At 54.8% G+C, this 23,731-nt stretch carries 14 protein-coding genes and 1 pseudogene; 8 read left to right on the top strand and 7 right to left on the bottom strand.

Features of this window, described 5'->3' with window-relative positions:
* Window positions 1-4: 4 nt before the first annotated feature.
* The gene (locus Q3H59_RS06570; protein WP_309833871.1) at window positions 5-1,789 is read right to left on the bottom strand and encodes an Ig-like domain-containing protein; all 1,785 of its coding nucleotides are present in this window, start codon (window positions 1,787-1,789) and stop codon (window positions 5-7) included.
* Window positions 1,790-2,351: 562 nt separating this feature from the next.
* Here Q3H59_RS06570 and Q3H59_RS06565 point away from each other — a divergent pair.
* The 3 genes from Q3H59_RS06565 to rcsB are packed head-to-tail and all read left to right on the top strand — an operon-like array spanning window position 2,352 to window position 6,848.
* A complete protein-coding gene (locus Q3H59_RS06565; protein ID WP_280171899.1) occupies window positions 2,352-3,506 on the top strand; it encodes an MFS transporter in 1,155 nt (384 codons plus the stop codon).
* 23 nt (window positions 3,507-3,529) lie between these two features.
* Window positions 3,530-6,196: a phosphotransferase RcsD gene (gene rcsD / locus Q3H59_RS06560; protein ID WP_110866697.1), complete on the top strand. Its 2,667-nt coding sequence runs from the start codon at window positions 3,530-3,532 to the stop codon at window positions 6,194-6,196.
* Window position 6,197: 1 nt separating this feature from the next.
* Complete coding sequence (rcsB, locus tag Q3H59_RS06555) at window positions 6,198-6,848, top strand: response regulator transcription factor RcsB (RefSeq protein WP_007889370.1); 651 nt, start codon at window positions 6,198-6,200, stop codon at window positions 6,846-6,848.
* 48 nt (window positions 6,849-6,896) lie between these two features.
* On the opposite strand, the pseudogene rcsC reads toward rcsB, so the two are convergent.
* A pseudogene (gene rcsC, locus Q3H59_RS06550) lies at window positions 6,897-9,753 on the bottom strand (two-component system sensor histidine kinase RcsC).
* Between the two features lie 164 nt (window positions 9,754-9,917).
* Entirely contained in the window at window positions 9,918-12,557 is a 2,640-nt protein-coding gene (gene gyrA, locus Q3H59_RS06545; protein ID WP_309833867.1) for a DNA topoisomerase (ATP-hydrolyzing) subunit A, read from the bottom strand.
* A gap of 176 nt (window positions 12,558-12,733) precedes the next feature.
* On the opposite strand from gyrA, the gene ubiG reads away from it, so the two are divergent.
* From ubiG to yfaE, 4 genes are all read left to right on the top strand, one after another.
* Complete coding sequence (gene ubiG, locus Q3H59_RS06540) at window positions 12,734-13,459, top strand: bifunctional 2-polyprenyl-6-hydroxyphenol methylase/3-demethylubiquinol 3-O-methyltransferase UbiG (RefSeq protein ID WP_061717833.1); 726 nt, start codon at window positions 12,734-12,736, stop codon at window positions 13,457-13,459.
* Window positions 13,460-14,230: 771 nt separating this feature from the next.
* Window positions 14,231-16,516, top strand: coding sequence for a class 1a ribonucleoside-diphosphate reductase subunit alpha (gene nrdA / locus Q3H59_RS06535; protein ID WP_101763666.1), 2,286 nt, complete (start codon window positions 14,231-14,233; stop codon window positions 16,514-16,516).
* Window positions 16,517-16,569: 53 nt separating this feature from the next.
* On the top strand, window positions 16,570-17,700 hold the full coding sequence (gene nrdB / locus Q3H59_RS06530; RefSeq protein WP_192411476.1) for a class Ia ribonucleoside-diphosphate reductase subunit beta: 1,131 nt from the start codon (window positions 16,570-16,572) through the stop codon (window positions 17,698-17,700).
* A gap of 2 nt (window positions 17,701-17,702) precedes the next feature.
* Window positions 17,703-17,963, top strand: coding sequence for a class I ribonucleotide reductase maintenance protein YfaE (gene yfaE / locus Q3H59_RS06525; protein WP_061717835.1), 261 nt, complete (start codon window positions 17,703-17,705; stop codon window positions 17,961-17,963).
* 37 nt (window positions 17,964-18,000) lie between these two features.
* Here yfaE and Q3H59_RS06520 read toward each other — a convergent pair whose 3' ends face one another.
* A complete protein-coding gene (locus tag Q3H59_RS06520) occupies window positions 18,001-19,197 on the bottom strand; it encodes a nicotinamide mononucleotide deamidase-related protein YfaY (protein ID WP_309833863.1) in 1,197 nt (398 codons plus the stop codon).
* 144 nt (window positions 19,198-19,341) lie between these two features.
* Complete coding sequence (gene elaB, locus Q3H59_RS06515; protein WP_008105125.1) at window positions 19,342-19,650, bottom strand: stress response protein ElaB; 309 nt, start codon at window positions 19,648-19,650, stop codon at window positions 19,342-19,344.
* Between the two features lie 291 nt (window positions 19,651-19,941).
* On the opposite strand from elaB, the gene Q3H59_RS06510 reads away from it, so the two are divergent.
* Window positions 19,942-21,600 (top strand): glucan biosynthesis protein D, encoded by a 1,659-nt coding sequence (locus Q3H59_RS06510; RefSeq protein WP_101763662.1) that lies wholly within the window; start codon window positions 19,942-19,944, stop codon window positions 21,598-21,600.
* 29 nt (window positions 21,601-21,629) lie between these two features.
* On the opposite strand, the gene Q3H59_RS06505 is transcribed toward Q3H59_RS06510, so the two are convergent.
* Both Q3H59_RS06505 and nuoN read right to left on the bottom strand, forming a co-directional pair.
* Window positions 21,630-22,082 carry a GNAT family N-acetyltransferase gene (locus Q3H59_RS06505; protein ID WP_309833849.1) on the bottom strand — a complete coding sequence of 151 codons (453 nt, stop codon included), beginning with the start codon at window positions 22,080-22,082 and terminating at the stop codon, window positions 21,630-21,632.
* Between the two features lie 189 nt (window positions 22,083-22,271).
* Entirely contained in the window at window positions 22,272-23,729 is a 1,458-nt protein-coding gene (gene nuoN / locus Q3H59_RS06500) for an NADH-quinone oxidoreductase subunit NuoN (RefSeq protein WP_008105131.1), read from the bottom strand.
* Between the last annotated feature and the right edge of the window lie 2 nt (window positions 23,730-23,731).

Here is a 23,731-nt window from a genome sequence, read left to right as displayed (position 1 = left end):
CGGATTACGCCAGGTTCTGAACCTGATGTTGCTGCAGATGGTCGCCGAGGGTGTAACTGCTATCGCTGGCGTTGTAGTGACTCTCCGTGGCGCGCGCATCGCTGGGTTGAGCGGCGGCGCTGTCGCCTGCGTCGACCAGCAGCGTATTCAGCGGCTCGCTGCTGACGCTGGCGGCCACCTCATGGCTATCGATGGTCACCGGCTGCGTCGCCGTCGCCACATTGCCTGCTTTGTCCTGCGCGCTGACCTTCATTTGGTAGCTGCCATCATCCAGCGGTGCCAGCTGACCCGCCAAAATGGTCAGCGCCCAGTTGCCGTCGGCTTTAACCGTGGCGGTGTAACTCTGATCGCCCAGCGTCAACGTCACAAGGCTGCCCTGATCGAGATGGCTACTGCTGCCCTGAATCAGATGCCAGCTATTCAGCTCCGCCGCATCCAGCACCCCGTCGCCAAACGGTTGATTCAGCGTAATGGTCGGCACCTGATGCGTGGCAACGTTGAACAGGTTCTCAATAATCTGCGTGTCGTGGTTGCCGTACTCATCCCAGCGCGTGGCCAGCGCCGACACTTCGCCATCCGGCAGCGCCTGCAGGTCTTCGGCGCTGATGGTGACCATGCCGTTGACCGGCGTGTAGTTTTTGCCGTTGAGCGTCAGCTCCTTCACGCCTTCGAGATAGAAACTGAGATCGTGCTGCGCTTCCTGCTGATTCAGCGTGGTATCGCCGCCAATATTGATTTCGTAATAGATGTCTGGCAGTTGGGTAACCACGTTCAGTTCCAGCATTGCGTCGGTGCTGTTGCCAGCGCCATCCTGCGCATACACCCGGATTTCGCCCAATGAAATAAAGCTCGCCACTTCACTGGCCGGAATCGTTACCTGCCAGTGACCGTCGCTGCCAATCTGCGCGTGATAGACCGCATCTCCACTGCACAGCAACAGCTGCTGGCCCGGTACCACCACCGAGAGATCGCCGCTAAAGGTGAGATCGTTTTGGCTCTCTTCTTTATTGATCACGTTGTCTACTGTGACCTTATCGAAGCTGATGTGCGGCAGGCTGCTAACGTGGGTAATTAAGGTGACATCCTGCAGATAAGCGGTGGTTTTGCCGTTAGGATCGGTAGCGCTGACTTTCAGGCTGTAGACGCCATCCTGTAACGCCTGAAGATCCTGTGAAGGAATAGCGGCGGTCCATTCGCCTTTATCGTTAACGCCGCCAGAGTATTTTTTCCCGGCTAAAATCACCGTGATATGGCTGTTCGCCGGCATGTGCGTAACACTGCCGTGCACCTCCACGCCGTAAATGCCTTCTGCCACGCTGACCGCGTTATCACCGCTGATCGGATCCAACGTCAGCGTAGGCTTGATGGTTTTATCTACGTAAACCCCAAAGCCCACCTGCGTATCGGTGCTATTACCGGCTTTGTCGGTGAGGGTTAGCGTCAGCGAATAAGCACCGTCGGACAATCCGTTGAGCACCGACGGCGGCATCGAAGCATTCCAGTAACCCCATTTATTTACCGTGCTGTGCCAGACTTCGCCGTTAAAGGTCAGCGTTACGGTGGCGCCTGGCTCAGATTCGGCGCGACCTCGCAGGTGAATATTCCTGCCGGATTCCCATGCGGCAATCACGCCATCTTGTGCAATAGGTTCATAAGGACGTAACGGCGCGGGCGGCGTAGTATCCACGCTGCGCGTTTGCAAAGATGATGTGTCGTCTGCCAGCGGATAAAGAGTGACCGCAGAGTGCAGAATCGCCGCTAATTGTTGTTCGGATTGACGTGAAGACATAGGTAACCTCGTTACAGGGAAGGTATTGCAACGGTCATTAAGCTTATTAATGTTTTAAGCGTACCGGTGCGCCATACAGGCCATTAATCAATGGCCCGCTTCGCCTGATGAAAACGGGTTACCCGCAGGTAACAAGGACTAAAATAAGGCACAGCAAAATTCTCCCAAAGGGGGAGAAATAATCTCGATCTCGCTATATTCCGCATCGGGAGCTGATGGGATGACTAACATATCGGTTTTATGTGGTCGCTGCCTATTGGCGAAAATCCGGAAATGCATGCTTTGCGACAGCGCCAAAAAATTGACGTCCAGGCCGCATGTGGCGCGGAATCTTTCATCAGTATACTGCATCATTCGGCAGAAAAAATTTTACTTAAGTCACTCCAGTAATGATTGGCACATGCCAGGAAAGTTCTGGAAAAGCGCAGCGATGCGTAAAAAATCGGTAATATGCCTGTTTCTGGCGTTTAATCGCTGCCATCTGATAGGGTCTGATGCGCGGTGTGACATGCGCTTTGATGCTAAACTTCGTCGCTTCACCCGCTAATGAAAACTACTCCTTATGACAGCACTGGACGCCGCGCCGCAAAATAAATTGCATCACCGTGTCAACCTCGGGACACGTATCGTTTTCCTCATCGCTGGATTGGGCATGTCCGCATGGGCACCGCTGGTGCCGTTCGCCAGCCAGCGTCTGGCATTGAGCGGCGCATCATTGGGCGGTTTGCTGCTGTGTTTGGGAATTGGCTCGCTGGCGGCGATGCCGATTACCGGCGGTTTGATTGCGCGCTTCGGTGGTCGTCGGGTGATGTTGTGCTCCACGCTGGTGGTGCTGGCGATGTTACCGCTGCTGGCGACGCTTAATGTGATGTGGCTGATGGCCGCCACTTTAATGGTATTTGGTGCCGGACTCGGCATGCTGGATGTCGCAATGAACGTGCAGGCGGTCGAAGTGGAAAAAGCCGCACGCAAGCCGATGATGTCCGGTTTCCACGGTTTCTTTAGTCTCGGCGGAATTATTGGCGCCGGCTCCGTCAGCCTGTTACTCGGCAGCGGCCTGACGCCGTTGCAAGCGGTTGGCGCGGTGATGGTGCTGATTGTGCTGCTGCTGGTGTGGAGCCTGCCGACGCTGATGACCGAACGCCTGCATCAGCCCGATCAGCCGTGGCTGGTTATTCCGCGCGGTTGGGTGGCATTCCTTGGTTTACTCTGCTTTATCCTGTTTCTTGCCGAAGGTGCAGTGCTGGATTGGGGCGCGCTGTTGCTGCTGCAAAGCCCGGAGATGAGCCCGGCGCACGCCGGTTTAGGTTATGCGGTGTTCTCGGTGGCAATGACCATTGGTCGTCTGACCGGCGATAAAGTGATTCAGCGCTTCGGCCGTTATCCGGTGATGTTGACCGGTGCGTTAGCCGCTGCCGCAGGCATGACGTTGGCGGTGTTGCTGCCGTGGCCGCAAATTGCGCTGCTGGCTTTCCTGCTGGTAGGTTTTGGCCTGGCCAATACGGTGCCGATGTTGTTCAATGCTGCCGGGAATCAACACGATATGCCGTCGAATCTGGCGATTTCGGCCATGACAACGTTAGGCTATGCAGGTATTCTTTCAGGTCCGGCTTTAATCGGATTAATTTCCCAGTGGATCAGCCTGAGTGGTGCATTTTTGCTTATCGCTCTGCTGCTGCTGGCCGTCGCTGCCAGTGCCCGACGGGTTGCGCGCTAATTCCATGATCCTGAGACACTATGCTGCCTTATAAATTTCCACTGACATCCGGCAATGTAACGCGCTTTTTCGTGGTGTTTAACCTGGTGCTTTTTCTGGCGCTGGGCGCGATGGTGCACAACAGCGTGAATGCCTGGATGACAGAGAAGCGCTATGCGATGACCGATTTGGCGCGTGCGATGCAGAAACGCATCGATGCGTCGCGCTTCGCTACGTGGCAGATCTATGAGAACCTGGCCACCAGCGCCGCCGGTTCGTCGCCGAACAGTAATCTTCAGGAAACCCGCCTGCGCCCGGATGTCTATTATCTGGAAAAAACCCGCCGCAAAACCGAAGCACTGATTTTCGGTTCGCACGATAGCAGCACGCTGGATATGACCATGCGCATGTCCAACTATCTCGATACGCTGTGGGGCGCGGAAAATCCGACCTGGTCGATGTACTTCCTCAATGGTCAGGATAACAGCCTGATTATGATCTCCACGCTGCCGCTGAAAGACATGGCGACACGTTATAAAGAGAGTGCGATCAATTCGCTGGTTGATAGCCGCCGCGCCGAGATGCTGCAGCAGGCCAATGCGCTGGATGAGCGCGAAAGCTTCTCGCCGCTGCGTCACTTCGCCTGGCAGAACGATCACTACTTTACCCTGCGCACCACTTTCAATCAGCCGGGCCATTTAGCCACCGTGGTGGCATTTGATTTGCCGGTTAACGATCTGATTCCGCGTAATATGCCGCTGGAGAACTTCCAACTGCGTCAGGACGCGACGCAAACGTCGACCACCAACACCACCACCAGCGACGACACCAGCAGCGAAAGCACGCACGTGGCGCTGGTAAACCCGAATCTGGAGATCGCCGCCTCGCTGCCTAGCACTTCGCTGCAGCTGGTATATCGCGTGCCGCTCACCAGCCTGGCGCTGGATACGCTGCATAATCTGATGTGGCCGCTGCTGATCAACCTTGTGCTGTTTTTACTGTCGATTGCGGGCATTACGCTGCTGCGTCAGCAATCGCTGCGCCCGAACGAGAATCAGAGCGCCGAGCTGGATTCGCTGCGCATGCTTAACGAAGAGATCGTCGCCAGTTTGCCGGTCGGTTTGCTGGTGTACGACTTCGCCACTAACCGCACGCTGCTCAGCAATAAAATCGCTGAACATCTGTTGCCGCACCTGAATCTGCAGAAAATCATCAATATGTCCGATCAACATCAGGGCGTATTGCAGGCGACCATCAATAACGAAGTGTATGAAATTCGCCACGCGCGCAGCGTGCTGTCGCCGCATACTCAGCTATTTATGATGCGCGATCAGGACCGCGAATTACTGGTGAATAAGAAGTTGCAGAAGGCGCAACAGGTGCTGGATCGTAATCACCAGATGCGTCAGCAGTTAATGCATAACCTCGGTCACGCCCTTAATGGTCCACTGCAAAGCATGGTTAAGCAACTAGTACAACTTAGCCAGCGTGACGATGACGAAAGCGTGCTCGATCTGCTCGACGAGAGCCAGGGTTTGGCGCGCCTGGTGGATGACATCGTGCTGCTTAATCGCCTGGAAGCGCATGACTGGTCGCCTGATGCCAGCGTGTTCAACCTGCAGGATATGCTGGACGAAATCGCGCTGGAAAGCCTGCCGCTGCTGCGTCGCAAAGGTTTAGCGCTGGTGGTGAATAACCATTTAGCCAATGACGAGATGCGTTTTGGCGATCGTCGTGCGCTGCGTAAAGTGCTGACCACGCTGATGCACTATTCGCTGACCACCACGCGCTGGGGCAAGATTTCGCTGGAGATCAAAACCAGTGAAGACAAGCCCAATCAGGTCTTGCTGCAGCTGGTGGATACCGGCTCCGGCTTGAGCGTCGATGAACTGGCGAATGTCGATTTCCCCTATCTCGGCGACACCACGCAAGATCGTTTTGGCCAGGCGTCCGGCATGGCATTTTTCCTCTGTAAGCAGTTGTGCAAACAGATGGGCGGCCAGCTGGAGATCATCGCTAAACCCGATATCGGCACACGCTACAATATTCAGCTGCCGCTGGCGTTAGAGCAGCAAGGCGAGCAGGAAGAGAAACTGCTGGAAGGGGTGACCGCGTTGGTGGATATCGCCGTAGAAGACGTACACAAGATCGTTTGTCGCCACCTCGAAAACTGGGGAGCGAAATGCCTGACCTCGGATGAGCGTTTAACTGGTCAGGATCATGATGTGCTGGTGACCGACGATCCGGCGCGCCTGAACGGCTGGGCGCTGCTTCTGGCCGGTGACGAAATGGGTCATCACGCGTTGAACGATCAGCAATTCCGGGTCAACTTCAATCTCAGTAATGCACTGCTTGATGCGCTGCTGGCCCTGATTGAAAAGCAACTTTCTCATGATTTGTTAGAGGAGAGTCGCGAAGATGAAGAAGCCACGCCGCTAATGAGCGGAGGCTATTTCCAGCTGTTTACCGAGACAGTACCGCCAGATGTGAAGAGACTGTATACTGAAGCGGCGGAAAAGGATTATCCCTCGCTTGCTCAGACAGCACATCGCCTGAAAGGCGTGTTTGCCATGCTCAATCTGGGTTCAGGTAAACAGCTTTGTGAAGCGTTAGAACAACACATTAAAGTATGTGACGATTTAACCATTAAAAATACCACCAGTGAAATTGACGCTTACGTCAGCCAACTGCTGCAGCAAGGTAACCAATAAGATGAATAACTTGAACGTAATTATTGCCGATGACCATCCGATCGTTCTGTTCGGTATCCGTAAGTCACTGGAACAGATTGAATGGGTTAACGTTGTAGGTGAGTTTGAAGACTCAACAGCACTGGTAAACAGCTTGCCCAAACTGGACGCTAATGTCCTGATTACCGACCTCTCCATGCCAGGCGAGAAGTACGGTGACGGTATCACCCTGATTAAATACATCAAACGTCACTATCCGGACCTCTCGATTATCGTTCTGACCATGAACAATAACCCAGCGATCCTGAGCGCGGTGTTGGATCTGGATATCGAAGGGATCGTACTGAAGCAAGGCGCACCAACCGATCTGCCAAAAGCACTCGCGGCTCTGCAGAAAGGCAAAAAATACACGCCGGAAAGCGTGGCAAAACTGCTGGAGCGCATCAGCGCCGGTGGTTACGGTGACAAACGTCTGTCGCCGAAAGAGAGTGAAGTACTGCGTCTGTTCGCAGAAGGTTTCCTGGTGACTGAGATTGCTAAGAAACTTAACCGCAGTATCAAAACCATCAGTAGCCAGAAGAAATCAGCCATGATGAAACTGGGCGTGGAAAACGATATCGCGCTGCTGAACTATCTCTCTTCTGTCAGCGCCACTCAGGTCGACAAAGAGTAATACGAATGGGCGGCGTCTTCTGACACCGCCCATTTTTTAGTATCCGCTTTACGCCTCTACCCTGCCCTTTCTGACGCGTTCCGCATACACCGCCAGCGTACTTTTCAGCACATCCAGCGTGACCGGCTTCGACAAACAGTTATCCATGCCCGCATCCATACAGCGCTGCTTCTCTTCCGCTAACGCATTTGCCGTGACGCCAATCACCGGGAAAGTATGTCCCAGCTGACGCAGACGTTGCGTCAGGCGATAACCATCCATATTTGGCATGTTCACGTCGCTCAGCACAATATCGATATGGTTGCGACTCAGCACGTTCAGCGCATCAACGCCATCCTGCGCGGTTTTGGTTTGATAGCCGACGGTGCCGAGCTGTTCTGATAGCAGCATGCGGTTGATCGGATGGTCATCAACAATCAGCACGATAATATCTTCGAAGGTCGCGGCGGCTTTTGGCGCGGTTAACGGCAGCGGCGTGGCGGTTTGGCTATTAATGTTGATGCGGTAGATGCGGCCCAGCAGCTGCGGCAGATCGTGGAGCATCGCGCTGCTCTGAATCCATTGCCCCGGCGAGGTTTCGTGCGGCATATCGATGTGTTCACCACAGATACGAATATGTGCGCGTCCAGTTTGCGCGGCAGGTTCATCGTGATCGCTGATGATCACATCATCAGCCGCCGCCTGGCCGTGGTAATACGCTGCCTGAATGCCCTGCTGTTGCAGCAGACGCAGCAGGAAGCTGGCGAGATACTCATTACGCATATCCAGCCAGATGGCTTTTTCCTGCAAGCCGTCGAGCAGCGGTGGCGCCGCCAGCTGACGCGGAATAGATCGGAATACGCACGATAAACTGGCTGCCCATGCCCGGTTCGGAATCGACTTCGATATCGCCGTCCATCATGTTGATCAGCTTTTCGCAGATCGCCAACCCTAAGCCGGTTCCCTGGAAATTACGCTGCACGCCAGAACCCACCTGGAAGAACGGATCGAACAGGCGCGTTACCTCTTTGGCCGGAATACCGACGCCGGTATCGCGTACGCGGAATGCCAGATAACCCTCTTTAACGTAAGCATGCAGGATGATGCAGCCGGTATGCGTGAATTTAATGGCGTTGTTCAGCAGGTTGGATATCACCTGCTGCAGACGCATGGCGTCGCCATCCATAATCAGCGGCACATCGTTTTCGATAAACACATACAGCGCCAGGCGCTTACGCACCACCAGCGAGAGATAGTTGCTGGCAATATGATTGACCACTTCACGCGGCGAGAACGGATGCGGTTCAATTTTCAGCTGTTCGGATTCGATCTTCGAGAAGTCGAGAATGTCGCTGATGATCTTCAGCAACAGGCTCGACGAGTTGTTCATCGCCGTCACCAGTGAATCGACGCCTTTCGGCAGCACTTTGGTTTGCAGCAGATCGAGGTTACCGATAATGCCGTACAGCGGCGTGCGCAGTTCATGGCTGACGGTGGCGAGGAACATCGATTTCGACTGGCTGGCTTGCTCGGCCGAGTGCGCCATCTCCTGCAGCGACTGCTCCATACGCACGCGCGCCGAAACATCCACCAGCACGCAAATCGCCACGTTTTCATTACGGTAACGCGAATGCACAAAGCTGATTTGCAGGTTGGTGTTGCTGCCGGTCAGTACATCGACAAAGTTGACCTGCTGACCGCCAATGATTTCATTCAGACGCTGGCGATCTTCCTGCGTCAGCAGCGTCAGATAGTTATGCGCCAGTTCGTTACTCAGAATGTTGGTGCCGTCGCTGGTGCGCAGGATACAGATGCCGACCGGCGCCGAGGCGACAATCTTGCGGTTGAACTGCTCGTGCTCCTCCAGCCGATGCGCATTCTCCTCGGCCGGCAGGAACATGCGGCGCTCAAAAATCCACGCCAGCGTGAACAAAATCACCGCGGTTAAGATATTGAGTAGCAGCGCGTTGATCAGCATCAGCTTGAGCTGATCGGTTAACACGTCGGTGGAAAGCGACCACACCACATTGAGATTCGACGGCGGCAGCGGCTTTTTCAGCACCAGCTGGCGATAGCTGTCGAGATAGCCGAACCAGGTGCTGTTATCCGGCAGATCGTCGAGCGAGTAGCCCGGCCCGCCGCGACGCGAACTGATCAGCGGACGGTAGTTTTCATCGGTGATGGTGGCCACCAGCGGCAAACCGCCCGGCTGAATAAACTCATCAAGGCGAATATTCTGCTCCACGCCCAGCAGCGCCTGCAGCTTGTTCGCCACATATACCGGCATCACCATATAGAAGTTGCCGACGCCCGGCTGCGCGCTGCTGGTGATCCAATACATCGGCTGACGGCGCTCTTCTTCATTGCCGTTGCGATAGTGCAGCACGCGTTCGCGCAGCGCTTTCAGGCTACGTTCACGATCGACCGAATTGTTGCTGCCGATGGTGAAATCCGCCAGACACTGATTCTCTCCGCCAATGAAGAACACGCGGTTCAATTCATACGCCGAGGCAAAATTGCTTTTCCAGTAATTGATGTAGTAGCTGAGCGAGTCCAGCGAGTTACGCCAGGTATTGCTCATTGACGTGCAGTCGCCATCGGAAAATAGCGGCGTGAACTGCGGCAGCGCACCTTTGCCCGGCGGCAAACCGTTGAGCACATCCAGACCATTAGCGCTGCTGCTCAGGCGATTTTCGGTGATGTATTTCAGCTCGCGCATCACGTCCGCCGAATGGCGCACGTACCACTCAGCCTGACCATAATTGGCGGCAAACTCCTGACGCACCGCGTTCTCTTTCTCATGCAGCACGTTGATGATGTAGAAAGTGGTCAGCAGCGCACCCAGCGCCCAGAGCAGCAACGCCAGCGCACGAAACAGATAGCGCGAAATTCGAAGCGTAGTGCGAAAGGAGACAAGATATTTCAAAAGAGGCTCACTGGCGGTAAGAGGTTATCAGGATGTTGAAAAGCTTCCATACACTAGCTTTATCGGCCCTAAAAAGCCAGCTAGCCCGCGCCTTTAGGGGAAAACTCAGATAAAAAAACGGCAGGCCAGTTTCCTGACCTGCCGCTTATTAAAGCCGTTACGAATTACTCTTCGTCGTCAGCTTCTGGTGCATCGTCGTCGCTGTCCACTTCCGGCGCGGTATCCTCCTCGCCTTCCGCTACGCTGCCGTCGATGGCGTCGAGTTCTTCCTCTTCCACCGGCTCCGCGACGCGTTGCAGACCCACCACGTTTTCATCTTCCGCTGTACGGATCAGAATCACGCCCTGAGTATTACGGCCTACCACGCTGACTTCCGATACGCGAGTACGCACCAGCGTACCGGCATCGGTGATCATCATGATCTGATCGCCATCCACCACCTGTACCGCGCCGATAACCGGTCCGTTACGTTCGGTGACTTTAATCGAGATCACGCCCTGCGTCGCACGCGACTTGGTTGGATACTCGCTGTTGGCAGTACGTTTACCGTAACCGTTCTGCGTCACGGTGAGGATCGCGCCCTCTTCGCGTGGCACAATCAGCGACACCACTTTGTCGCTTTCAGCCAGCTTGATACCGCGAACGCCCGAAGCCGAACGGCCCATCGCACGTACCGCCGTTTCAGCAAAGCGCACCACTTTACCGGCGGCAGAGAACAGCATCGCTTCGTCGCTACCGTTGGTCAGCGCCACGCCAATCAGCTCGTCATCCTCACGCAGGTTGATGGCGATGATGCCCGCGCTACGCGGACGGCTGAACTCCTGCAGCGCGGTTTTCTTCACGGTACCGCTCGCAGTAGCCATGAAGATGTTGAAGCCTTCGGTGTATTCACGCACCGGCAGAATGGCGGTGATACGTTCGTTGGCTTCCAGCGGCAACAGGTTAACGATTGGACGACCGCGCGCACCACGGCTGGCTTCCGGCAGCTGATAGACCTTCATCCAGTAGAGACGGCCGCGGCTGGAGAAGCACAGAATGGTGTCGTGGGTGTTGGCCACCAGCAGACGATCGATAAAGTCTTCTTCTTTAATACGTGCGGCGGATTTGCCTTTACCACCGCGGCGCTGGGCTTCATAGTCGGTCAGCGGTTGGTATTTGACATAACCCTGATGCGACAGCGTCACCACAACGTCTTCCTGATTGATCAGGTCTTCGATGTTGATGTCTGCACTGTTCGCGGTAATTTCAGTACGACGTGCGTCGCCGAACTGATCGCGCATCAGCTCCAGCTCTTCACGGATTACTTCCATCAGGCGCTCAGCGCTTTGCAGGATGTGCAGCAGCTCAGCAATCTGATCCAGCAGCTCTTTGTATTCGTCGAGCAGCTTTTCGTGCTCGAGGCCGGTCAGTTTCTGCAGACGCAGATCCAGAATCGCCTGCGCTTGCTGTTCAGTCAGATAATATTGACCATCGCGAATACCGAACTCGGCTTCCAGCCATTCCGGACGTGCAGCGTCATTACCGGCACGTTCCAGCATCGCGGCAACGTTACCCAGATCCCACGACTGCGCCAGCAGGCCCAGTTTCGCTTCGGCTGGCGTTGGTGCACGACGAATCAGTTCGATGATCGGATCGATGTTAGCCAGCGCAATCGCCAGGCCTTCAAGGATGTGAGCACGATCGCGCGCTTTACGCAGTTCGAAAATGGTACGACGCGTAACCACTTCACGACGGTGACGCACGAAGGCTTCGATGATGCCTTTCAGCGTCATGATCTTCGGCTGGCCCTGATGCAGCGCCACCATGTTGATGCCGAAAGAGACCTGCAGCTGTGTCAGCGAGTAGAGGTTGTTGAGAACCACTTCACCCACCGCATCGCGTTTGATCTCAATGACAACACGCATGCCGTCTTTATCAGATTCGTCACGTAGTGCGCTGATGCCTTCCACGCGCTTCTCTTTCACCAGCTCGGCGATCTTCTCGATCAGACGCGCTTTGTTCACCTGATACGGCAGTTCGTGCACGATGATGGTTTCACGGCCGGTCTTGGCATCGGTTTCCACTTCGCCACGTGCGCGAATGTAAATCTTACCGCGCCCGGTGCGATAGGCTTCTTCAATACCACGACGACCATTGATGAAGGCCGCCGTCGGGAAGTCTGGCCCGGTGATGTGTTCCATCAGGCCTTCAACGGTGATGTCTTCATCTTCGATAAACGCCAGACAGCCGTTGATCACTTCCGTCAGGTTGTGCGGTGGAATGTTGGTTGCCATACCAACGGCGATACCGGAAGAACCGTTTACCAGCAGGTTAGGAATTTTAGTTGGCAGGACTTCAGGGATCTGCTCGGTGCCGTCATAGTTCGGCACGAAATCGACGGTTTCCTTTTCCAGGTCAGCCAGCAGCTCCGAAGAGATCTTTGCCATGCGGACTTCGGTATAACGCATCGCTGCGGCGGAGTCGCCGTCGACCGAACCAAAGTTACCCTGACCGTCAACCAGCATGTAGCGCAGGGAGAATGGCTGGGCCATACGCACGATACTTTCGTATACCGCGGAATCGCCGTGCGGGTGATATTTACCGATGACGTCACCGACCACACGGGCGGATTTTTTATAGGGTTTATTCCAGTCGTTGCCCAGTTCGCTCATGGCAAAAAGCACACGGCGGTGTACCGGCTTCAGACCATCACGCACATCGGGTAAGGCTCGGCCAACAATGACCGACATGGCGTAATCGAGGTAGGAGTTTTTCAACTCTTCTTCGATATTGACCGGTGTAATTTCTCTCGCAAGGTCGCTCATGGAGCCGCTATCCCTCTACATAATCCCGGATTTAAAGGTGCGAAAGTATATCACATTGCTTCCCTTCGGTGAACGTTAACCAGGCCTTAATCCCGCTTTTCCTTGAGCGTGAGAGATGCGTTCGCGTGAGTTAAGCGTTTATACTGAGGGAATATTTTGTCTGGAGTGATGATTCAATGAGTGAACAACCGCAGGAAAGCCGCCAGAACGTCGACCACGCCGAGATCGCCAAGTTTGAGGCCGTGGCATCCCGCTGGTGGGATTTAGAGGGTGAATTTAAGCCGTTGCACCGTATTAACCCCCTGCGACTTGGCTGGATAGCGCAGCACAGTAATGGCCTGTTCGGCAAGAAAGTGCTCGATGTCGGCTGCGGCGGCGGCATTCTGGCGGAGAGCATGGCGCGTGAAGGCGCTGAGGTTACCGGCCTGGATATGGGCGCTGAGCCGCTGGAAGTGGCGCGTCTGCATGCGCTTGAGAGCGGCGTTAGCGTTAACTACGTGCAGCAAACCGTGGAAGATCACGCCGCAAGTCACGCCGGGCAGTATGATGTGGTGACCTGCATGGAGATGCTGGAGCATGTGCCGGATCCGCGCTCGGTAGTCTTAGCCTGCGCGCAGCTGGTGAAGCCCGGCGGCGAAGTATTTTTCTCCACCATCAACCGCAATCCAAAAGCCTGGCTGCTGGCGGTATTTGGTGCCGAGTATGTGCTGCGCATGGTGCCGCGCGGGACGCACGACGTGAAGAAATTCATCCGTCCCGCCGAGTTGCTGAACTGGGTGGATGAAACCCCGCTGCGTGAAAGAAATATGATTGGCCTGCACTACAATCCGCTGACCAACCAGTTCCGTCTGGGTCGCGGTGTCGATGTGAACTACATGATTCATACGCATCGCCAGGAGTGATGTCATCCTTTGCCAGAGGCGCTGGCGCGTCTGCTGCGGCAAAAGGGCCATTCGCAGCGCTAAGGCTTTTACGTTGGGTCAGGAGCCTCACGCAGGGATGCGTGAGGCAGTTCGGGGCCGGCCAGGATGGCCGATCCGCGAACGGTCCGTTGGCACGACGTGGAAGCCGAAGGCACCGCGCTAGCGGCGCGAGGACGGCCCGTGACGCAGCAGATGTGTCAGAGCCCGCACCAGATTTCAAGCAAAATGCTTTCTTAACTAACAAACATTACGTCATTCATGGCGACCTCTTATCCCCTAATTTTGGCCCTATCCAGATCAATTTCCTTTTAGACGCGTACCAGCCTTTTTTATAGGCTAAGCAAGTCACAAAAAATTCATAAGCACTTTTAGATAAGTTCGCTGCTGGCGGCCTTGTCGGAGCTTTTTTTGTCTAAGAAAATTCCTGAAGCGCGGTGGTTGAGCAAGAAACACGCGTCCGATCATAAAGTGAAAAAAAAGTGCTGAGCGGTTGACACTAAGTGCAGGCCTTGCGGCATGCGGATCCAGGATTTTAGCCAGCCGGTAATGACGATTTTTTAGTGAAAATCAACTCTTGTTAAGAAGAGATTGCTGACTAGAATACTCACCATATTGTTGTTCAAACTTCCCGCACCCCCTATATATAGTGTTTATCCACAGGCTTACTCACAACGAGCGGCTTGTGCATAAACCTTGTGCATACATGGGGGATAAATACGTCATTCATGCATGGACAGGTAAAAACGCGACATGAACCAAAGTCTGCTCGTTACTAAACGCGATGGCCGCCAGGAGCGCATTGATCTCGACAAAATTCATCGTGTACTGGATTGGGCAGCCGAAGGGCTGAACAATGTTTCAGTTTCACAGGTTGAACTGCGCTCACACATTCAGTTCTACGATGGCATCAGAACTTCTGACATTCATGAGACCATCATCAAGGCTGCCGCAGACCTGATCTCGCGTGATGCGCCGGATTACCAATACCTGGCTGCGCGTCTGGCTATCTTCCACCTGCGTAAAAAAGCCTACGGCCAGTTTGAGCCGCCGAAGCTGTACGATCAGGTGGTGAAAATGGTTGAGATGGGCAAATACGACCGCCATCTGCTGGAAGATTACAGCACCGAAGAGTTCGAGCAGATGGACGCGTTTATCGACCATTGGCGCGACATGAATTTCTCCTACGCAGCGGTTAAGCAGCTGGAAGGGAAATATCTGGTGCAGAACCGCGTCAGCGGCGAAATCTACGAAAGCGCCCAGTTCCTCTACATTCTGGTGGCGGCATGCCTGTTCTCTGGCTATCCGCGCGAAACCCGTATGGATTACGTGAAGCGCTTCTACGATGCGATCTCAACCTTCAAAATCTCGCTGCCAACGCCAATCATGTCCGGCGTGCGTACGCCAACGCGTCAGTTCAGCTCTTGCGTACTGATTGAGTGCGGCGACAGCCTCGACTCTATCAATGCCACCTCTAGCGCCATTGTGAAATACGTTTCGCAGCGCGCCGGTATCGGCATCAACGCCGGCCGCATTCGTGCGCTGGGTAGCCCGATTCGCGGTGGCGAAGCGTTCCACACCGGTTGTATTCCGTTCTACAAACATTTCCAGACTGCCGTGAAGTCTTGCTCACAAGGCGGCGTACGTGGCGGCGCAGCGACGCTGTTCTACCCAATGTGGCATCTGGAAGTTGAAAGCCTGCTAGTGCTGAAAAACAACCGCGGTGTTGAAGGCAACCGCGTGCGTCACATGGATTACGGCGTACAGATCAACAAACTGATGTACACCCGCCTGCTGAAAGGTGAAGACATCACGCTGTTCAGCCCGTCTGACGTGCCTGGCCTGTACGATGCGTTCTTCGCCGATCAGGACGAGTTCGAGCGTCTGTACACCAAATACGAGAAAGACGACAGCATCCGCAAGCAGCGCGTGAAAGCCGTTGAGCTGTTCTCACTGATGATGCAGGAGCGTGCGTCAACTGGCCGTATCTACATTCAGAACGTCGATCACTGCAACACGCACAGCCCGTTCGATCCAAGTATCGCGCCAGTTCGTCAGTCGAATCTGTGCCTCGAGATCGCACTGCCGACCAAACCGCTGAACGACGTCAATGACGAAAGCGGCGAAATCGCCCTGTGTACGCTGTCTGCCTTTAACCTGGGCGCGATTAACAGCCTTGACGATCTGGAAGAGCTGGCCACCCTTGCGGTGCGTGCGCTTGATGCACTGCTGGATTATCAGGATTACCCCATTCCGGCAGCACAACGCGGCGCCATGGGCCGCCGTACGCTGGGTATTGGCGTGATCAACTACGCGTATTACCTGGCGAAAAACGGCGTGCGTTACTCTGATGGCAGCGCCAATAATCTGACGCACAAAACTTTCGAAGCCATTCAGTACTACTTGCTGAAAGCCTCGAACGAATTGGCGAAAGAGCAAGGTGCGTGCCCGTGGTTTAAAGAGACCACTTACTCGCAGGGCATTCTGCCGATCGATACCTATAAAAAGGATCTCGACGCGGTGTGCAACGAGCCGCTGCATCTGGATTGGGAAGGCCTGCGTAAGTCAATCACCACGCACGGTCTGCGCAACTCAACGCTCTCTGCGCTGATGCCGTCTGAAACCTCTTCGCAGATTTCGAACGCCACCAACGGCATTGAGCCGCCGCGCGGACACATCAGCATCAAAGCATCGAAAGACGGCATTCTGCGTCAGGTGGTGCCAGAGTATGAGCGTCTGAAAGACCAGTACGAACTGCTGTGGGAAATGCCGTCCAACGACGGTTATCTGCAGCTGGTTGGCGTGATGCAGAAGTTCATCGATCAGGCGATTTCGTCGAACACCAACTACGATCCGAGCCGCTTTGCGAATGGCAAAGTGCCGATGAAACAGCTGCTGAAAGACCTGCTGACCGCGTACAAGTTCGGCGTGAAAACCCTGTACTATCAAAACACCCGCGACGGTGCAGAAGATGCACAGGACGATCTGGCACCTTCCATTCAGGATGATGGCTGCGAAAGCGGCGCATGTAAGATCTAATCTCATCTTGTCAGGGCCGACATTGGTCGGCCCTCTTCACATTTGGACTCAAAATGGCTTACACCACATTCTCGCAGAACAAAAATGACCAGCTAAAAGAGCCGATGTTCTTTGGCCAGTCCGTCAACGTTGCCCGTTTCGATCAGCAGAAATATGACATCTTTGAAAAGCTGATTGAGAAGCAGCTCTCCTTCTTCTGGCGTCCGGAAGAAGTGGACGTCTCGCGCGATCGCATCGATTACCAGGCGCTGCCGGAGCATGAAAAGCACATCTTCATCAGCAACCTGAAGTATCAAACGCTGCTGGACTCGATTCAGGGTCGTAGCCCGAACGTGGCGCTGCTGCCGCTGATTTCCATCCCTGAGCTGGAAACCTGGATTGAAACCTGGGCGTTCTCCGAGACCATTCACTCGCGCTCCTACACGCACATCATCCGTAACATCGTTAACGATCCGGCGGTGGTGTTTGACGATATCGTCACCAACGAGCAGATTCTGGCGCGCGCCGAAGATATCTCGAAGTACTACGATGACCTGATCGAGATGACCAGTTACTGGCATCTGCTGGGTGAAGGTACGCATCAGGTCAACGGTAAAACCGTTACCGTTAACCTGCGCGATCTGAAAAAGCAGCTCTATATCTGCCTGATGAGCGTCAACGCGCTGGAAGCGATTCGCTTCTACGTCAGCTTCGCCTGTTCATTTGCTTTCGCCGAGCGCGAGCTGATGGAAGGCAACGCCAAAATCATCAAGCTGATTGCACGCGATGAAGCGCTGCATCTGACCGGCACCCAGCATATGCTGAACCTGCTGCGCACCGGTGAAGACGATCCAGAGATGAAAGCCATCGCCGCGGAGTGTCGTGATGAATGCTTCGATCTGTTCAAGAAGGCAGCCGAGCAGGAAAAAGAGTGGGCAGACTACCTGTTCAGCGGCGGCTCGATGATTGGCCTGAACAAAGACATTCTGTGCCAGTACATCGAGTACATCACCAACATCCGTATGCAGGCGGTGGGTCTTGATCTGCCGTTCCAGACGCGTTCCAACCCCATTCCATGGATCAACTCGTGGCTGGTGTCGGACAACGTACAGGTTGCACCGCAGGAAGTTGAAGTGAGCTCGTATTTGGTCGGTCAGATTGATTCTGAAGTGGGCGAAGACGATTTCGACGGCTTCCAGCTGTAAGCATGAGCCGCTCTGTTGTTATTCTGCGTAGCTCCGGCTCCAGGCTGGAGTGCGCAGAAGATCACCCTAATCTGCTGGCGACGTTGGAAGCCAATAATCTGTGCGTTGAGTTTCAGTGTCGCGAAGGCTACTGCGGCTCTTGCCGCATGCGTTTGCTGAAAGGCGAAGTGGATTATGCCGAAACCCCGTTGGCGTTTGTGCAGCAAGGCGAGATTTTGCCGTGCTGCTGTCGCGCCAAAGGGGAGATTGAGATCGAGCTGTGATTGACCAGGCCGCCATTGATGGCGACCTGGTGACCAATCAGCGTTTCACCGTTTCCAGCACATCAATCCAACCGTGACCGGTGCTGACTTCACTGCCGTGCAGCCAGCGACGCAACATGTTCATCGCCATCATCGCCACCACTTTCTGCCGCGTTTCCACGTTATGACGTCCATGAGTGAACTTTACGCGTTGGCCCCAGCTGGCTTCCGGCGTATGCAGCGCAATCGATACTTCGCCTTCCACTAAATTTCCCACCGACAACGCCAGCGCCGCGCCCTGCTGTTTCGCCCAGTCACGCGTGCGCGCAACCTGCGCTTCCAGATCTTCATGCTGCGGCGGCAGAATCTCTGCTTTGCTGAGCGCCACGTCCGCAGCGGCCAGCTGCCAGTTAAGTAAGCCGGCGGTGAACTGCTCGCTCAGCGCCAAATGGAAGCCACGCTGCTGCAACTCGCGCGCCAGCAGCGCCGGTAAACCTTCGGTGCCTTCAAAAATGGTGCATTCAGCCAGCAACAGTTTTACCTGCTGCCACACTTGCTCCATCGCCACGCGCTGGCTGGCGGGTCCGGTGAGTTTAATTTCAATAATCGGCATCGATGAGCGATAGCCCATCACCACGCCTTCCGGCAGCAGGAGCGGCTCCAACTCGGCGGCAATGTCACTTTCCCCACGCCCAAAGGTGGTGAGGCGCAAACACAATGGTGGCTCAGGCAGTTCAAAGCGTGCTTTGAGGCGCGGAATAATCTCCTGCTCAACCATCACTTTAAATTCCGACGGCACGCCAGGGGTGAAGAAAATCCAGCAGCGATTGAGCTGCAGCGCGAAGCCGCATGCGGTGCCGACCGGATTATCGAGCATCTCAGCAATGGCGGGGATTTCTGCCTGCTTGCGGTTGCTCGGCGCCATCACACGTCCGCGGCTGGCGAACCAGTCTTCCATTTTTTCCAGCCAGGCTTGCTGGATAACTAACTCGCTGCCGCTGGCAATGGCTGCGGCCTGCGCGCTGAGATCGTCACTGGTCGGTCCTAAACCGCCATTCACGATCAGCACGTCAGCAATCTGGCTGCGGCTCTGCAGCGCCTCCACCAGCGAGGTCATTGCATCACCGACGGTACTACGGCTGGTCATCGGCAAACCGTGCTGGAACAGCACATCGGCCAGCCACGCGGCGTTGGTATCGACAATCTGCCCATGTAACACTTCATCGCCCGTTGAGAGCATTTCTACACGTATCACGTTGCGTTCTCCTTTTCCCTGTCGCTTTACTGTAGGAAGCGCGCAGGCGAAACACAATTGCGGATGATGCGAAACAGGGATTTAGCGGGAAAAGCGGCGAGGCAATCAGGAAGCGGGCGCGAAGCGTGTCGCGCCCGTTGGAACTTAACGTCGAGCCAGCAGTAAACCGACAAACAGGCCAGCGGCAGCACCGATGCCAATCCCCTGCCACGGTTTTTCATGCACATAATCATCGGCGCGATAGGCCGCATTCTTGGCACGATAGTAATAGCTGTCTGACGCCTGGCTAACGCGCGATTTCACGTCTTCCAGCGCTTGTTCAGCTTTGAGTTTCAGCTCGATATATTTCTGATCGGCCGGATCGCCTGATGCGCGTAACACTTCTTCCAGCGTTTCCGTTAGCAGCGCCAGGTCGTCGTCAAGGTGCGTTTCAAATTGATCTGAAGATGACACTATGTAGTTCCTCCATGTTCCTTGCTCGTTGTGGTTTAACTATAGTCATAAATTGCAGATTTGCTGGGAGGCGATTGCAAGGTTTTCACCGAGTTTCATCCACCGCAGTGCAAAGTTGTGTCATGTACGCTGCCGCTACGCGAATTCTGCTTCGCTTATTTGATTAATCTGATAAATTTTCCGCAGACTGAATTATTTATTTTCACGACTGTCGTAACCCCCTGTAGTCAGACGCTTCTCGTCTTACGAGAGTCAAAATACACCCGAGCAGCTAAGGATTAGATTTCCGGCATGAATCGTAGAAAATTTATGAAAGCGTCCATGGCCCTCTCCGCTGTTAGCGGCATGACGGGTCTCTCCACGCTGTTTGCACAATCCGCCTGGGCCGATGATGGTATCGCCGACGGTACCGCGGTTCGCTTCGATTTCGACTCACTGAAAAAGAAAGCCTCCGCGCTGGCAAAACAGCCCTGGGGCGGCGCCCCCGGCCCCTTGCCCGACACCCTGGCCAATCTCACTCCGCAGGCCTATAACGAAATTCAGTACGACGCCAATCACTCGCTGTGGAATAACATCCCCGATCGTCAGCTGGACGTGCAATTCTTCCACGTCGGTATGGGCTTCAAGCGCCGCATCCGCATGTTCTCGGTCGATGCCCAGAGCCGTGAAGCGCGTGAGATCCACTTCCGTCCGGAGCTGTTCAATTATCACAACGCCAACGTTGATACCAGGCAGCTGGTCGGTAAAACCGATCTCGGCTTTGCCGGTTTCCGTGCGTTTAAGAAGCCTGAACTGGCGCGCCGCGATATCGTCTCTTTCCTTGGCGCCAGCTATTTCCGTGCGGTTGATGAAACCTTCCAGTACGGCCTCTCCGCGCGCGGCGTGGCGGTCAACACCTTCAGCAACGGCAAAGAAGAGTTCCCGGACTTCACCGCGTTCTGGTTCGAAACACCAAAAGCGGATGACACTACTTTCGTGGTCTACGCCCTGCTGGATGGCGCGAGCGTCACCGGTGCCTACAAGTTCACCATTCACTGCGAGGAGAAACGCGTAGTGATGGAGGTGGAAAACCATCTGTTTGCACGTAACGACATCCGCCAGCTTGGCATTGCGCCAATGACCAGCATGTTCAGTTGTGGCACCAACGAGCGCCGCATGTGCAACACTTACCATCCACAAATCCACGACTCCGATCGTCTGGCGATGTGGACCGGTGAAGGCGAATGGATTGCACGTCCGCTGAACAACCCGCAGCGTTTGCAGTTCAACGCCTATCAGGACGAAAACCCGCGTGGTTTCGGCCTGTTGCAGCTCGATCATGACTTCAAAAATTATCAGGATGTGATTGGCTGGTACGACAAACGTCCAAGCTTGTGGGTGGAACCGATTGGTAAATGGGGCAAAGGCGCCATTAACGTGATGGAGATTCCAACCACTGGTGAAACGCTCGATAATGTGGTGTGCTTCTGGCAGCCTTCAGAACCGGTGAAAGCCGGTAGCGAGTTCAGCTTCCAGTACAAACTCTACTGGAGCCAGTTGCCACCAGTGCGCAGTGGTTTGGCGCGTGTCGATGCCACGCGCACCGGTATCGGCGGCTTCCCGGAAGGTTGGGCGCCAGGCGAACACTTCCCGGATACCTGGTCACGTCGTTTTGCCATTGATTTTGTTGGTGGCGATCTGAAAGCCGCAGCGCCGAAAGGTATTGAGCCGGTGATTACCGTTTCAGAAGGCACATTCAAGCAGGTTGAGATTCTTTACGTCGAGCCACTCAACGGTTACCGCATTCTGTTTGACTGGTATCCAAACAGCGACTCGACCAAACCGGTTGATATGCGCCTGTTCCTGCGTACCAAAGATGAGACGCTGAGTGAAACCTGGCTTTATCAGTACTTCCCGCCGCCGCCAGATCAACGTAAATACGTTGATGACCGGCAGATGACGCCAGGCTGATGATTGACGGCGAGGAGCAATCCTCGCCGTTATGCTTTCTGCATGCCGATGTGGGGAATCTCATCTTCCATATACACTTCGGTCACCGCTTCAAAGCCCAGACGACCGTAGAAACCTTCCAGATGTGCCTGCGCAGAGAGATAAATAGCGCGCTGCGACCAATACTTTTCACAGCTCTCCAGCGCCTTCTCCATCAAGCGATAGCCCAGCTTCAAACCGCGTGCTTCTTCAGAAACAATCACACGACCAATCATTACCGGCGCAGAGTCTAGCGCTGGCGTTAACACGCGCGCATAGGCCAGCAGCTTACCGTCGAGAAATCCGAGAATGTGGCGATTTTCGGCAGCTAGATCCTGGCCATCAATATCCTGATAAGGACAGTTTTGTTCCACGATGAAGACATGATTGCGCAGTGCCAGCAAAGTGTAGAGTTGTTGCGCTGTCAGTTCACTGTGGTGGCAATCAAGCCAAAGCATTTCCATGGTGCTTCCTTGTCTGAGCGAAAAAAGGGATCCGATGAGAATATCACACCGGCTATGCCAAACGCAGTGAACAGCATCGGCAGCTGAAAACCTCGTGGTGACTCTGTGCTCAACCTCTCACTACGCTGTGAACTGCAGGCAAAAAAAATCAGGCCCGCAGGCCTGATTCAGTGATGACGCGTAACTGTCTTACATTAGCGGCTGAGCCATCTGCACCAGTGTAATCAGCGGCTGCGGATAAACACCGAGCAGCAGCACCAGAATCGCAGAGATCAGCACCACAACGCCGCCGGCCGTAAATGCCCAATTGGCTTGCGTATCGCGGTTGTGCAGTTCCGGCGGACTGAGATACAGACTCACCGTCACACGCAGATAGTAATAAAGCCCAATCGCACTACCCGCTACCACCGCACCACTCAACCACCACAGATGTGCGTTCACACTCGAGGCGATAACGTAGAACTTACCGATGAAGCCGAGCGTCATTGGGATACCCGCCAGTGACAACATCATCACCGTCATTACCGCAGACAGAATCGGACGATGCCAGAACAGACCACGATAGGAATAGAGCGTATCGGCATCCGGACCGCGATATGGGCTCGACATCAGGCTCACTACGCCGAACGCGCCAAGGCTGCTGAACAGGTAACCGGCCAGATAAACGCCTGCGGTTTCCAGCGACAGCTGATGGGTTTTCACCGCAATCAGCGCCACCAACAGATAACCAAGGTGCGCGATAGAGGAGTAACCGAGCAGACGCTTGATGTTGCTCTGGGAAATCGCCATCAGGTTGCCGAACAGAATCGACGCAAAGGCAATGATACCCAGCACGGTACGCACCGCTTCACTGTCAGTGACGGGCGCGTACATGAACAGGCGCATAATCACACCAAAGATGGCGATCTTGCTGGCGGTAGCGAGGAAGGTTGAAACCGGCGCTGGCGCCCCCTGATAAACGTCTGGCGTCCACAGGTGGAAAGGAACCAGCGACAGTTTAAAGCCCAGTCCGATAATCATCATGCCCAGACCGAGCAGCAACAGCGGCTCCTGAATCATGCTATCGCTCAGACTTTTACCCAGCTGCACAAAGCTCAGGCTGCCGGAATCAGCATAAATCAGCGCGATACCGAACAGCAGGAACGATGAGGCCGCCGCCGACAGAATGGTGTATTTCAGCGACGCTTCCAGCGAACGTTTCTGGCGGAAAGCATAACCAATCAAACCAAACAGCGGCAGTGACAGCAGTTCGATACCGATGAACAGCGCTGCCAGATGATTGGCGCTCGCCAGCACGATCCCGCCGAGTGCTGCAATCAGCACCAGCAGATAGAACTCATCTTTGTTGTCCGGGAAACCGGCCAGCCACGGATAAGCGAAGGTGCAGGTGGCTAAACTCGCCAGCACCACCAGCGCGGTGTAGAACATCGAATAGCCATCAACGCGCAGCAGCGGCGTGACGTCCATCGCTCCCGCCTGGCCTACAAACCACAGAGAAAACAGCGCAATGTTAAGTCCGATCACCGTCAGCGTGGCATTAACAAAGTGATTGCGTCGCCACGCAATGGACAGCATCACCACCACCACCGTCAATCCGACGATCAACAGCGGCAGTAACGCGATCAGATGTTGAGGAGTTATTGTCATGG

The sequence above is a fragment of the Pantoea sp. SORGH_AS_0659 genome (genome assembly GCF_031453915.1).
Classification (GTDB): domain Bacteria; phylum Pseudomonadota; class Gammaproteobacteria; order Enterobacterales; family Enterobacteriaceae; genus Pantoea; species Pantoea leporis.
This window is presented reverse-complemented; position numbering and strand designations above follow the sequence as displayed.

What these genes read in the sequence shown, in the direction of transcription:
- ubiG (WP_061717833.1), top strand. Translation starts at nt 12,734, where the DNA reads ATGAGTGAACAACCGCAGGAAAGCCGCCAGAACGTCGACCACGCCGAG.
- Q3H59_RS06510 (WP_101763662.1), top strand. Translation starts at nt 19,942, where the DNA reads ATGAATCGTAGAAAATTTATGAAAGCGTCCATGGCCCTCTCCGCTGTT.
- yfaE (WP_061717835.1), top strand. Translation starts at nt 17,703, where the DNA reads ATGAGCCGCTCTGTTGTTATTCTGCGTAGCTCCGGCTCCAGGCTGGAG.
- nrdA (WP_101763666.1), top strand. Translation starts at nt 14,231, where the DNA reads ATGAACCAAAGTCTGCTCGTTACTAAACGCGATGGCCGCCAGGAGCGC.
- Q3H59_RS06565 (WP_280171899.1), top strand. Translation starts at nt 2,352, where the DNA reads ATGACAGCACTGGACGCCGCGCCGCAAAATAAATTGCATCACCGTGTC.
- nrdB (WP_192411476.1), top strand. Translation starts at nt 16,570, where the DNA reads ATGGCTTACACCACATTCTCGCAGAACAAAAATGACCAGCTAAAAGAG.
- Q3H59_RS06505 (WP_309833849.1), bottom strand. Translation starts at nt 22,082, where the DNA reads ATGGAAATGCTTTGGCTTGATTGCCACCACAGTGAACTGACAGCGCAA.
- Q3H59_RS06570 (WP_309833871.1), bottom strand. Translation starts at nt 1,789, where the DNA reads ATGTCTTCACGTCAATCCGAACAACAATTAGCGGCGATTCTGCACTCT.
- nuoN (WP_008105131.1), bottom strand. Translation starts at nt 23,729, where the DNA reads ATGACAATAACTCCTCAACATCTGATCGCGTTACTGCCGCTGTTGATC.
- rcsB (WP_007889370.1), top strand. Translation starts at nt 6,198, where the DNA reads ATGAATAACTTGAACGTAATTATTGCCGATGACCATCCGATCGTTCTG.
- gyrA (WP_309833867.1), bottom strand. Translation starts at nt 12,557, where the DNA reads ATGAGCGACCTTGCGAGAGAAATTACACCGGTCAATATCGAAGAAGAG.